Raw genomic sequence first — 13,804 nt, forward strand, 5'->3', positions numbered from 1 at the left:
GCGCCCGGGGACCGGCCCCGGGCGGGATGACGGCCCGCAAGGAGGCAGGCCATGGCGGCGGAAGAAATCCGGCGGGGAAGGGATTACCAATTGCGGCTGCGGGAATTTCCCGTGGGCGCCCAGATGCTGTTCGTGGCCTTCGGCGCCCTGGTCCTGGTGCCGCTGCTGACGGGCCTTAACCCCAACGTGGCCCTTTTTTGCGCCGGCCTGGGCACCCTGCTCTACCAGGTGCTGACCAAGGGGCGCATCCCGATCTTTCTCGGCTCGTCGTTCGCCTTCATCGCGCCCATCATGTTTTGCGTCAAAACCTACGGCGTGCCGGCCACCATGGGGGCGCTGGCCGCCGTGGGCGTGGTCTACGCTTTGGCGGCCCTGGTCATCCGGCTGCGCGGCGTGGAAATCCTGCTGCGGCTGTTGCCGACCATCGTCACCGGCCCGGTCATCATGGTCATCGGGCTGATCCTGGCCCCGGTCGGCGTGGCCATGGCCATGGGCAGGACCGGCGACGGCGCGGCCGTGCTCTACCCCGAGAAAACGGCCATGCTGGTGTCTTTCTTCTCCCTGGCCGTGACCGTGACCGTGGCCATCTACGGCCGGGGCATGCTGCGGCTTTTGCCCATCCTTTCGGGCATCGGCGCCGGCTATGCCCTGAGCCTGGTCCTCGGCATCGTGGATTTTTCGGCCGTGGCCGCCGCACCCTGGTTCGCCGTGCCGCATTTCGTCGGCCCGGCCTTTTCCGTGGACGCCATGATCGTGATCGTGCCCGTGGCCATCGCCCCCATCATCGAGCATTTCGGCGGCATCCTGGCCATCGGCCAGGTCACGGGCCGCAACTACCTGGAAAACCCGGGCGTGGACCGCTCGCTTCTGGGCGACGGCGTGGCCACGGCCCTGGCCGGCTGCCTGGGCGGCCCGCCCCTGACCACCTACGCCGAGGTCACCGGCGCCGTTGCCCTGACCAAGATCTACAACCCGGCGCTCATGACCTGGGCGGCCCTGACGGCCATCTGCCTGGCCTTCATCGGCAAGCTCGGGGCGCTGCTCCAGAGCATCCCCACCCCGGTCATGGGCGGCATCATGCTGCTTTTATTCGGCGCCATCATGGTGGTCGGGCTCAACTCCCTGGTGCGCGAGGGGGCCGACCTCATGGAGCCGCGCAACATGGTCATCGTGGCCCTGATCATCGTGCTCGGCATGGGCAAGATGACCTTTTCCCTGGGCGGGCTGCACCTGGAGGGCATCGGCCTGGCCGGCGTAGCCGGCGTGGTGCTCAACCTGGTGCTGCCCCTGCCCCGGCGCAAGGCCGACACGGACTGACGCCGGCCAAGCGGGTCCATTTTGGCACGCGGGATGCAGGGACATGGGGCAAGCGGAGGTTACCCCAATGTTCGTCGAAAAGATTGTCATTGTTTGCCTGGTGGTTGCATCCTGCTACGCCCTGTCCTTGTTGGCCGATGCGGTTAACAAAGGCAAACGCGCCGATTAAGAAAATAAGAAAGTCTCCCTCCTCGCCGCGTCCGACCGGACGGGACCCCCGGTCGGACGCGGTCGTTTTTTTCTCGGGTCCCCACCGCGCGCTTGCCGAAAACGCCCCGCTCGATTAGAAACCTCGATATCCGAGGTTCCCGCATGCCCTTTCCCGCGTTCGTCCTTCCCCGCCCCCGCATAAGGCCCCTGTCCTGCTTGGCCCTCCTGGCCTGCCTCGTGCTTGTGGCCGCCGCCCCGGCCCGGGCCGCCACCTGGTACGTGGACGCCGCCGCCCCGGGCGGTGACGGGTCGAGCTGGGCGCAAGCCTTCACCACCATCGGCCAGGGCCTGCTGGCCGCCCAGTCCGGCGACGTGGTGGAGGTTTCCGGCGGCACCTACGCCGAAACCCTGTCCACGGGGCGCGCCGGCGTGACCGTAACCGGCAGTACCGCGTCCGGGCACAGCGGCCCGGTCACGGTCAAGGCCGCCGACGGCCAGACCGTGCTGTCCGTGGCCCACGCCTCCACCTGGCGGCGGCTGACCTTCGACGGCTCGGCCAACACCCAGAAGTACGTGTCCACGGTCCGGGTCACCGGCGGCACGCCCAGCTTCGAACAATGCGTCATCGGGCCGGGGCAGCAGCTGCTTTCCGTGGGCGCGGGCGGCGCCTCCTTTTCCCGCTGTACCATCCAGGGCGCTCGCCGGGGCGTCAACTACGGCCAGGTCGTGACCATCGACGCCGGCTCCTCGGACGTGACCTTCGACTATTGCCTCTTCGCCGACATGCAGTTCGGCTACATCCAGCCCAACACCGCCTCGCGCCTTTCCTTCAACAACTGCCTGCTGGCCGGCTTTTCCGGCTACGTGCTCTACAGCCCCCCCGGCGCCGCCCTCCCCGGCGGCACCAACCTGCGCAACTGCCTGCTCATAAGCAACGGCTACGCCGCCGACTACCTCATCTGGTCCGAGTCGGCCGCAGCCCCGGTCACGCTCACCAGTTGCCTGACCCAGCCGCGCAGCCCCGTGGACATGGACGGGGCCAAATTCAGCGCCCATGTCACCGAGGTGGACCCGCTGGCCCCGGGTTCGCCCCGGCTCCTGCACGGCCGGCGCCAGGCCCTGGTCAACCTCGGCATCGACGACGCCGCCAACATCGATTTCTGGGTGCAAGTGGCCGGGCTGTGCAATGCCCGCGGCATCAAATCCACCCTGGCCCTGGACGCCGCCGACAACGTCTCCGGCCAGGACTGGGCCACGATCCAAACGCAGGTCAACGCCGGCAACGAGGTGGCCGCCCACAGCGCCCACCATGTCGTGCTGACGGAAAGACGGCTCCTGACCATCACCTATACCGGCGCGGCCAGCGATGCCGCCGTGACCGTGGAAAGCGCCGGCACGGCCGCCCAGACCCTGCGCCTGACCGCGGCCGGGGCCACCGTCGCCGCCTACGACCTGGGAAGCGCCGCCTACGCCACCATCGGCGACGTGCAACAGGCCATCGCCGCCCTGCCCGGCTTCGCGGCCAGCCTCATCACCGTCCCCGGCACCAGCTACACCAGCGCCCGGGTGCTCTCCCAGGACCTCGACGCCACGAGCCAGGCCCTGCCCGCCGGCACGCCCGTCACCCTCGTGCGCAACGACACGCAGTTTTTTACGGACGAGATCGTCGTACCCAAGGCGATCATCGAATCCCACCTGAGCGCCCCGGGCAGCGCGACACCCTACACCTGCGACAGTTTCATCTACCCCTTCCTGGACGTGGACGCCCAGGTCCGCCAGGCCACGAGCCAGGCCGGCTTCACCGCCGCCCGGGGCGGCTACGAAGGCTCCTACGCCATGGGCGGCTTCTGGGCCGGGCCCACGCCCGGCGGCTACGACGTCCTGGAAATGTGGGCCACCCAGCCCGGCATCATCCTGGGCCGCCACCTGGACGCCACCACGCTTTCCCAACGCGTTTCGGCCCTGCTGGAGTGGGCCAAGTTCACGGGCGTGGCCATCGCGCTGTTCAGCCACGGCGCCAAGGAATACGACCTCGACGAATGGCGGGCGCTCATCGAGCAGCTCGCGGCCGACCCCGAGGTGTCCTTCGGCACGCTTCAGGACCTGCGCGCCTTCGTGGCCGCAAACGCCCAGTCCCACGACGGCTCGGTCTACGTGCGCACCGCCTGGCCCGACGTGGCCGACTATCGGCCGCAACCCGGGTCGCCGCTGCTGGCGGCCGGCAGCCCCTACGACCGGGTCATGACCGACTTCTCCGGCCGCCTGGTCCCGGCCGGCACGCTGCCGAGCGTCGGCCTCTACCAACTCTCCGGCGGCCTGCCGGCCGCCTTGCCCAGCGTCCTCATGTTGCTGCTCCTGAGCCAATAAACCCGCTGGCCTTTCTCTTGCAGTTGTCCGTCTGGCGACGGCCCCTCCTGGGCCGGCCAGGGCGTTTTCGGCCGCAACCAGGATTTGGCCGGGGGTCATGCTTTCCCCCAGCCGGGCCAGGCGTGCGGCAACTCCTTCAAAAAAAGAAGCTTTTCGCACGTAACGCCACCGGGGAGGACCGTGGGCGATCCTTGCGTCCGGGGGAGGGCAGACCCGGCCGGCGCGCAACGGCAAACGGATTCGCTCAAGAGATTAAGAAAGTGAAACGCAGCGGTCGGCAATCGACCCGACAGGGCATCGCCGGCCCGCCGCTTCGCAGGGAGCCACGACGATCATGGAAGTCTTTCCCCGGGAAAAACCCGACCGCCGCTTTCTGCCGGACATTCCCTCCAAGGGGGCGACGCGCCGCAGCCACGACACCCGGTATTTTTCCGACGGCAAGGCCGACGTCTACGCCGCCAACGACAAGTACCGCTACTGTTCGGGCAGTGTCATCAACATCTCCCAGGGCGGCATGCTGCTGGCCCCGGACAAGAAGCTGGAAGTCGGCCAGAAGGTCGTACTGCACTTCTTCCTGAACTCCGGCACCCTGCCCGAAGGCTACGAGTCCTTTCTCAAGCTGCCGTCCACCGTGGTGCGGGTGGACAGCCAGACCGGCCAGGTGGCCTTCCAGTTCCAGACGACCATCACCGAGGACCTGCAACGCAACCGCTGGCGCTATTTCGAAGCGGCGGCGCTGATTGGCATCATGCTGACCCTGGTCGGCGTGTGGTACATCAAAAAGGAAAGCATCTTCTACTTCTGGTTCGACGTGCCGGTCTTCCTCTACGGCCTGTGCGCCCTTTTTTACCTCATCACGCGCTTCTTCTTCGCCGCCCTCTACCGGCCCTATCCCGTGGACATGCACTTCACGCCGAGCGTGAGCATCATCGTCCCCTGCTTCAACGAGGAGGAATGGATCGAACGCACCGTGCGCGGCTGCCTCAACCAGCACTATCCCGAGGAACTGCTGGAAGTGATCGTGGTCGACGACGGCAGCTCCGACGGCTCGGTGGCCGCCCTGGAGGCGGTCAAGGCCAAGGTCTACGACGAGGTGGGCGAGCGCCTGCGCATCCACGTCTTCCCGAAAAACCGGGGCAAGCGCCATGCCATGGCCGCCGGCACGCGCCTGGCCAAGGGCGACGTCATGGTCTTCGTGGACTCCGACAGCTTCCTGCAGCCCGATTCGGTGCTGCGCCTGGTGCAGCCGCTCAAAAACCCCCGCATCGGCGCGGTGACCGGCCGCTGCGAAGTGGAAAACAAGTGGACCAACATGCTCACGCGCATGCAGGCCGTGCGCTACTACGTGGGCTTTCGCATCTTCAAGGCGGCCGAGAGCATCTTCGACGCCGTGACCTGCCTGTCCGGCCCCCTGGCCGCCTACCGCCGCGATGTGCTCATGGGCTACCTGGAGGTCTGGGAGCACCAGACCTACCTGGGCCGGCCGGCCACCTTCGGCGACGACCGCAGCCTCACCAACTACTTCCTGGGCAGCCACGACACGGTCTACCAGCACACGTCCGTGACCCACACCATCGTGCCCTCGACCTACAAGAAATTCTACACCCAGCAGATGCGCTGGAAGCGGTCCTGGCTGCGCGAGACCCTGCGGGCCTGCCAATTCATGTGGAAGAAGGAGCCGTTCATGGCGATCTCCTTCTACCTGGGCTTCATCCTGCCGCTGCTGGGGCCGGTCATCGTGCTGCGGGCCTTCGTGGTCGTGCCGCTGCTCTACGGCGTGTGGCCCATCATGTACATCGCGGGCGTGTTTTTCATGAGCATGCTCATGTGCACGTCGTATCTCTTCATCAAGCGCTCGAACCTGTGGATCTACGGCATCCCCTTCTGCTTCTTCTACCTGTTCATCCTGTTGTGGCAGATCGTGTGGGCCGTGCTCACCTTCTGGAAGTCCGAGTGGGGCACCCGGCCTTCCACCCATGACTCGGAAGCCCATTAGTCGACGTTGCGCCTGTCGCGCGGACACATAAGGAATCTAGCCCCGGGATCGACGCCATGAGGAAATGCATCCGTTACGCCTTGCAGTACGCCATCCTGGGCGCGGCGGCTTTTTTCGTCTACCACACGACCTTCAGCCGCGGCACGCCCCCGGCCCACGACCGGGCCGCCTGGAGCCAGCGCGACGGCTTCGTGGCTATCTCCTACGGCGGCCTGACCGTGGACGAAAAGGAAAACAGCCTGGTCACCAAGACGCAGTTGCGCCAGCAGCTCGCCGCCCTGGCCAAGGCCGGCTACACCGCCGTCACCACCGCCGACCTGCGCGACTTCTACACCAACGGCAAGCCCCTGCCCGACAAGGCCCTCTACGTGATGTTCGAAGGCGGCCGCAAGGACAGCGTACTGTTCAGCCAGCCCGTGCTCCAGGAAATCGGCTTCCACGCCTCCCTCTACCTCTACGGCAGCCACCTGACCGGCTGGAACCGCTTTTTCATGCGCGCCGACGAGATCCGCAAGGTGGCCACCAATCCCTACTGGGACGTCAATTCCATGGGCTACCACGCCGAATTGATCAACGTCAGCCGGGAGGGCGGCTACGCCCACTACCTCACGGCCCTCAAAACAGGCGCCGACGGCCAGCCACCCGAGACCCAGGAGGCCTTCGACGCCCGGGTGGCCGAGGACTTCCGCCTGGCCTACCAGTCCATCGCCGACGCCACCGGCATCCCGCCGCTTGGCTACGACTTCCAGCCGGCCAACACCCTGGGCGTCAGCCTGGCCCCGGAACTGGCCAAGCCCATCGATGAGGCGCTTAAGGCCACCTTTCCCGTGGCCTTCACCCGCGTGGGCGAGACCTACAATTCCCGGGAGAGCGACCCCCGCGCCCTGACCCGGTTGCTGGTCGGCCCGGACTGGACCGCCGACCGGCTGGTCCTGGAGATCGAATCCCGCCTGCCCCGGTCGCGCTACCTCGATTTCTCCGATTCGGTGCGCCAGGGCCTGTGGCAGGTCGCCTCCGGGGAGATCGCGGCCGAGGGCCAGCGCCTGACCGTCAGCGACGGCGACGGCAAGGACCCCTTCGCCAGGCTGCGCGGCTCCGAGGGTTTCGAGAACTTCCTGTGCCAGGTCAAGGTCGAGCCCAGCCCCAAGGGCGCCGGGCTGATCTACCTGCGCTACCGCGACGCCGGCTCCTTCGCCCGCATCCAGGTCACCGCCGATAGGGTGCTCGTCCAGGAGAAAAACGGCACCTCGCTCAACACCATCTTCCAGTACGTCCTGCCGCTGGACCACGACGGCCCGGTGGACCTCGACGCCTGCGTCAAGGCCAACCGGCTGCTGCTGCGCGTGGACGGCAAAAACGCCAGCCCCTATCCCATCCCGCTGACGGCCGATACCAGTCGAGGCTTCTTCGCCCTGGGGGCGCTTAGCGAAAAGCCGCCCCGCACCGCCTCCTTCACGGACCTGCGCCTGACCACCTTCCCGCCGCGCTGGCTCCAGGTGGCCGACATCCACGACGCGGCCCTGGGCGAGGCCCGCACCCTGACCACCATGATCCTGCCGTCCACGGCCCTGACCGCCGACCCCGTGGGCGACGCCTCGGCCTTGGTGGCCGTGTCCGCCGACGGCGTCAGCGTCTTTCTGGACATGCCCGAAGCCGAGGCGGCCAAGGCCCTGGACACCGTGGCCTTCGTGGAAAAGGCCCCGGCCGCCCTGATCTTCGCCAAGCTCCTGCGCGGCTTCGTGCTGCCCATGGAAGCCTTCCCCGACCTCAACGCCCTGTCCGACCTCGTGAAGGCGCTGACGGCCAAGGGCTTTTCCGTGGCCCTGCGCCTGGGCGAGGCCTCGGTCGCCCGCCTGGCCGCCAGCGACGCGCCCCTGGCCCCGGACTGGCTGCTCTTCGACGTCCCGCCGGCCGAGGACAACCCGGACATGGCCAGGCTCAAGAACCGTTACGACCGCTCCCGCATGCTCTTCCGCATTCCCGGTCCGGCCGACGCCACGGCCGTCACGTACGAGGTCAAAAGGTAGCGCCATGATCCGACCACTGCTCCTTCTCGTGGCGCTCGTGCTGGCCACGCCCAGCGCCCTGTCCGCCGCCGACGCCTCGGTGGTCACCTTGCTGCGCCAATCCCAGCAGGCCGCCGCCCGGGGCCAGGTGGAACAAGCCATGGACATGGTCGACCGGGCCCTGGCCCAGGACCCGGCCTATCCGCCCCTGTGGCGGCAAAAGGCCACGTTGCAGGTCCGGGCCAAGGACTACGCCGGGGCGCTCGACACCCTGGCCGTGGCGCTCAAGGTGGAACCGCAAAACGTCGAAAACAACGTCCTGGAGCTTTCGGCCCTGCTGCGCCTGGACGAACAGGCCGGCGGCAAGGGCCAGCAAGCCCTGGACCGCTACGTTTCGGGCGTAAGCGAAGACATGGCCGCCGCCCTCATCGAGGACCTGCTGGCCAAGCCCAAGGCCAAGCCCGACCTGGCCCGGTTTTTGTCCGCCTGGAAACCGGCCTCGGCCGACGCCAGGCTGGTGGCCAAGCTGGCCGCCGGCTACGCCGCCGGCGACCCGGCCGCCCTGCGCGAACTGGCCGCCACGCCGGTGCCGGACGGCCGCAAGGGCACCATCGCTGCCCTCCAGTTCTACGCCGGCAAGGAAGCCCTGGGGGGCATGCAGCTGGGCCTGGCCCACGACCTGCTGGAAAAGGCCATGGCCCACGGCTACGACCCCGTGGCCGTGACCGGCGAACTGGGCTGGGTGCACTACAACCAGGGCAACCCGGCCGCCGCCGCCGACCTGTGGGAAACGCAGTGGCGCAACGCCCCGGACGTGGGCCTGTGGGCCAGCTGGATCGCCGACGCCCGGCTTGTCTCCAAGGACTACGCCAAGGCGGCCGATTTCCTGGAGCGCTGCCTCCAGTTCTACCCCAACAACCCCCTCTACCAGGGCCAGTACCTGCTGGCGCTGCGGGCCAGCCACCAGGACCAGGCCGCCGACACCTTCGAGGCCCGGCTGCGGGCCGAACCCGGCCAGGATGGCCTGCACTTCGGCCTGGCCATGGTCGCCAAGCTGGCCGGCGACTACGCCCTGGCCGCCGAGGAAATGGGCCAGATCCAAAACCGCAAGCCCTTTCGCGAACAGTACATCGAACTGGCCGACGCCATGGTCGGCCAGATCGGGGCCAAGGGCGACCCGCAGCCGATCATCGACGCCGTGCGCGGGCTCATCGACGGCACGGACTTCCAGGCCGTGGTCCTTCGCGACGTGGGCTGGAAGCTGTGGGCGGCCAAACGGCCCGACGCGGCCGTCTCGTTCTGGAAGGAGTCCCTGTCCGAGGGCCTCACGGCCGGCGACCCCCTGCTGTCGCGCATCGTGCCGCTTTTGATCGAAACGAACAAATTCGACGAGGCCATGGCCCTGTTGCGCAAGTACGCGCCCGAGGTCACGCCCCTGGGCCTGGCCTGGACCCTGGCCGTGGCCAACCGCTGGGACCTGGTGGGCAAGGTGCTGGAAAAGGGGCCGGCCGGCCCCTACCCCGACCTGCTTTCGGCCATGGCCGGGCTGCAAAGCGGCCAGGCCCAGCTCGCCCTGGACAAGTTGCGCGCCCTGGCCGCCCTGCCGGCCGGGGGGCTCGGCCAGGCGCCCTTTTCCGGCTTCAACGCCGAGGGCAAGCTGGTGCGCGGCGTGCTGACCCCGGCCCTGGCCGGCGAGGTCTACCAGCGCATCAGTCGCACCCTCGTCGACTACCAGCTCGTGGCCGGCTTTGCCTTTCTCACCCCGCCAGCCTGGGCCACCGGCGTCGCGCCAAAGGCCATGGCCCCGATCTGGGCCGGGGCAGGCAAGGTGTTGTGGAACACGGGCAAGCTCGACGAGGCCGCCGGATTCCTGCAACGGGCCTTGCAGGCCGATCCCGGCCAGGGGCAGGCCCTGCTCTACCTGGCGCTGGTCAAAAAACGCCAGGGCCAGGCCGAGGAGGCCAAGCGGCTGCTGGACGCCGCCCTGGCCAAGGCCTCGCCCCTGGACAGGGAATTCGCCCTGGGCGAATTCGCCCTGCTCGACGGCGACCCCGCCGCCGCCCTGCCCCATTTCCAGGCCGCCCTGGGCCTTTCCCCCAACGATCCCACCCTGCGGCTTCGCGTGATCAACCTTCTGGTGGGGGCCAACCGCTACGACGCCGCCCGCCAGGCCGATGCCTGGTTCGAGGCGCAAGTGGCCAAGGGCGACAAGACCATCATGAGCGCCGCCGCCGCCGCCCGCCTCGACCTCGGCGACCCCAAGGGGGCCGAGGCCCTGTACCGGGCCATGCTGGCCGAAAATCCGCGCTCCGTGGACTATCTGTCCGGCCTTGGCCTGTCGCTCAACCGCCAGAGCCGCTACGCCGAGTCCGTGGCCGCCCTGACCACGCCCTATGCCGCCACGGGTTCACCGCTGTTGGGCGGCATCGTCTGCGAGGCCCTGCTGGCTCTCGGCGAATACCGCGAGGCCATCCGCCAGGCCGAAATCGGGCTGGCGCAGGTGCCAGGCGACCAGGAACTGCTGCGCCAGGCGGCCGAGGCGGCCGAATTCGCCCGGGACCCGGCCACCTGCGAGGGCTATGCCCGGCGCTACCTGGAAAAGGACCCGGCCTCGGTCACCATCCAGAACATGTACGGCCAGGCCCTGCTCGACCAGGAGAAATACGACGAGGCCATGGCCCACTACAAAGGCCTGCTGGACAAAAACCCGGCCTATCTGCCGGCGCTTCGCGGCATCTTCAACATCCACCAGTACACCGGCAACGCGCCCAAGGCCTACGAGGCGGCCCAGACGCTCATGACCGTGGCCCCGGACAACGCCACCCTGCGGCTGCAATACGCCATCGCCGCCGCGGCCGACCACGACTACCGGCCGGCCTACCCGACCCTGGAAAAAATCCGCAAGTTCGGGCCGGGCAGCCCCGTGCTGTGCCTGTATTACGCCGACGTGCGCGAGGCCGAACTGCCCGGCAAGCTGCGCCTGTCGCAGATGGCCGAGCACCTGCGGGCCGTGGCCGGGGCCGGCGGCACGTTTCTAAACCCCGCCGAAGTAGCCGCCCGGCCGGCCGGCGAAGAGGCCCTCAAGCAGCGCAACACCGACCTGCACCCGGCCGTGCTCGTCCTGGTCGACCGCACCGCCGGCCCGGTACTGGACAAAATCGACGCCCTGCTGGCCGAGGTCGGCGGCAAGGCCGTGCTGATCGTCGGCGGCGAATCCCTGGTCCCGGGCACGCCCTACATGCCCGATGCGGCCCAGGTGCGGCGCCTGGCCGGCAACGGCCGCTGGTCCCTGGCCCTGACCGACCACAATCCGCCCAAGGAGGACGCCACGGGCGCCGGTTCGGCCAACCTCTGGAACAGCATCGGCGCGGCCGAGGGCGCGGCGGGCGAGGCCACGCCGGCCGCCCGGCTGCAAGCCCGGCTGCGCGCCCTGGACCCGGACGGCACCATCCTCGGCGACGCCCGGCCGATCTTCTTCTACCCCGGCGGCGACGGCCCGTCCGATGTGCTGGCCGCCAGCCAGGCGGGCCGCGAGGCCTACGAAAAGGTCGTGACCGAGGCCTTCCCCATGGCCTTCGAGCTCACGCCCGAAGGCTACTGGACGCCGGTGTCCGACCCCCGGTCCATCGCGGCCAAGTCCGTGTCCCCGACCCTGGACGCGGCCGGCCTGACCCGGCTGCTCGAGCAGACCAACCCCATGCGCCAGGTGTCCCTGGAGCTGGCCAAGGTCTATTCCTGGCAGGAACAGCTCGGCCAGGCCGAGAACTATTTCAAGGAAGCCAAGGAGCTTGGCCTCAACCCGGCCGACCTGACCTACCACCACGCCGTCAACGCCTACTACATGCACGACGACCCCGTGGCCGTGGCCCGGGCCGAAAAGGCCGTGGCAGCGGCCCCGGACGCCCCGCGCACCCATATCCAGCTGGACCGGGCCAAGCTGCGCACCCGGCCCAAGGTCGAGGCCAGCCTGGATACCTGGTGGGACAGCGACAACCGCCACTACTGGTGGTGGGGGTTCGGCGGCGAGGTCCACGTCCTGGACAGCCTGGTGGTCTTCGCCAGGGCCGGCCGGGTCGAATGGTCCATCGACAGCTACCAGCGCCAAGGGAAGATGCAAAAGGCCTTCGCCAACACCCTGGAAAACGGCTACCTGTCCTCCGACGACCTCTACAGCGTGCTCACCTCGCGGCGCACCCAATACCTGGACGGCGAGGACCTGGTGGTCGGGGCGCGCTGGTTTTTTTACCCCGAATTCTGGCTGGAGGCCCAGGGGCAGCTCACCAACACCGACGGCGGCCCCTCGACCTGGCTCAACGGCATGGCCACGGTGCACGGGCCGCTGGCGCCCAAGGGCCTGCCCATCGACGGCACCTGGGACCTGCAGGCCGCCCACGAACGCATCGACACCGTGGAGGCCATCACCGACCAGATCATGGCCAACCGCCTGAGCCTTTTCACCCACAACCGGCTGTTTGACTATTACGACCTGTTTTTAAACATCCACGGCATCTCGCGCACCGACGGCAACAACACCGGCTCCATCGACGGCCGGCTGCTGGCCCGGCTGTTCGAGTTCCCGCTGGTGTCGCTCGGCTACGCCTTCCAGTTCGCCAACAGCGACCGCAGCCCGCCCCAGTACTGGGCGCCCATGAGCCTGGTCACCCACCTGGCCTACGGCACCTTCGGCTACTCCCCCACCCGCTGGTTCAACGTCAACGGGAGCCTCGGCTACGGCCCCTCCCGCGACCGCACCAACGACTGGCGCAACATCTGGCGGGCCAACCTGGGCATGGACATCACCATGCGGGAACGGCTAAAGTTGTCGCTGAAGTACGCGTACTTCAGCACCCCCACCTATACCCTAAGCGAAGCATGGGCAGGAATAAGTTACACCTTCTGAAAAAGTTGCGGGCCGCCCGCCGGGGTTCTTCCCTGGCGGCGACCCTCGTGTGCGCGGCCCTTTTCCTGGCCCTTTCCCCAGGCCCGGCCCGGGGGCAAGCCCGGGGAGCCGCCCCGGACGGGGCGGTCACGGCCTGGATCGCCGACTGGGACCTGGCCCGGGGCCTGGCCGAATGGCGCTCCCACCCGGGGCTTTTCGATTCCGTGCGCGTTTTTTCCGCCAATTTCGACAGCCGCGACCAGCCGGCCCTGGCCCCGGAATGGGCCAGGATCCTCGGTACCGACGTTTCCGGCGTCTTCGGCCCGGCCAAGGTCTACCTGACCGTGGTCAACGACGTGGCCACGCCCACGGGCAAGGGCAACCTCCTCAAGGACCCGGCCCTGGTCTCGCGACTCGTGGCCACGCCCGCCGCCCGGGCCGGCCACGTGGAGGCGCTGGTCGCCCTGGCCAAGCGCCACAAGTTCCCGGGCCTGGAAATCGACTACGAGAACGTGGCCGCCGCCGACTGGCCCAATTTCCTCGCCTTCGTCGAGGCCCTTTACCGCCGCACCCAGGCCGAGGGCCTGGCCCTGTCCGTGCTGCTCCAGCCCCAGCGGCGCTACCTCGCCTCGCCCCTGCCCACGGGGCCGGGCTACGTGCTCATGGGCTACAACCTCTTCGGCTTCCATTCCGGCCCCGGCCCCAAGGCCACGCCGGAATTTCTGGCCGACCAGGCCGCCGCCCTGCGCGCCATCGGCGCCCTTTCGGCCACCAGCCTGGCCCTGGCCACGGGCGGCTTCGACTGGACCGGCCCCAAGGCGGCCAGGCAGCTGACCGAAACCGAGGCCCAAACGCTTGTGGCGCAAAAAAACGTCCGCCCGACGCGCTCGCCGGCGGACGGCTACCTCGTTTCCCGCTACAGCGACGACAAGGGGCAAAACCACGACGTCTGGTACGCCGACGGCGAGACCCTGGCCACGTTGTGGCGGGCCGGCCAGGCGGCGGGGTTTACGCGCCTGGCCGTGTGGCGTCTGGGCGGCAACACGCCGTCGCTGTTCTCCTGGCTGGCAACCCTCAGGCATTAACAGG

General features: G+C 68.5%; 6 protein-coding genes. All 6 read left to right on the forward strand.

Annotated features, from left to right (window positions below; translation table 11 throughout):
* Positions 1-51: 51 nt before the first annotated feature.
* The 6 genes from ACP59X_RS21800 (at position 52) to ACP59X_RS21825 (ending at position 13,800) form a co-directional block, all read left to right on the forward strand.
* Positions 52-1,317 carry a uracil-xanthine permease family protein gene (locus ACP59X_RS21800; protein WP_428562593.1) on the forward strand — a complete coding sequence of 422 codons (1,266 nt, stop codon included), beginning with the start codon at positions 52-54 and terminating at the stop codon, positions 1,315-1,317.
* A 312-nt stretch (positions 1,318-1,629) separates the two neighbouring features.
* A complete protein-coding gene (locus tag ACP59X_RS21805) occupies positions 1,630-3,834 on the forward strand; it encodes a polysaccharide deacetylase family protein (protein ID WP_428562595.1) in 2,205 nt (734 codons plus the stop codon).
* Positions 3,835-4,168: 334 nt separating this feature from the next.
* On the forward strand, positions 4,169-5,830 hold the full coding sequence (locus tag ACP59X_RS21810) for a glycosyltransferase (RefSeq protein ID WP_428562597.1): 1,662 nt from the start codon (positions 4,169-4,171) through the stop codon (positions 5,828-5,830).
* A gap of 56 nt (positions 5,831-5,886) precedes the next feature.
* Entirely contained in the window at positions 5,887-7,857 is a 1,971-nt protein-coding gene (locus tag ACP59X_RS21815; RefSeq protein WP_428562599.1) for a polysaccharide deacetylase family protein, read from the forward strand.
* Between the two features lie 4 nt (positions 7,858-7,861).
* Positions 7,862-12,736 carry a tetratricopeptide repeat protein gene (locus ACP59X_RS21820; protein ID WP_428562601.1) on the forward strand — a complete coding sequence of 1,625 codons (4,875 nt, stop codon included), beginning with the start codon at positions 7,862-7,864 and terminating at the stop codon, positions 12,734-12,736.
* A gap of 47 nt (positions 12,737-12,783) precedes the next feature.
* Complete coding sequence (locus ACP59X_RS21825; RefSeq protein WP_428562603.1) at positions 12,784-13,800, forward strand: glycoside hydrolase family 18 protein; 1,017 nt, start codon at positions 12,784-12,786, stop codon at positions 13,798-13,800.
* Positions 13,801-13,804: the final 4 nt, after the last annotated feature.

Origin of the sequence: Solidesulfovibrio sp. DCME, from assembly GCF_049995385.1 — a bacterium.
Lineage (GTDB): Bacteria > Desulfobacterota > Desulfovibrionia > Desulfovibrionales > Desulfovibrionaceae > Solidesulfovibrio.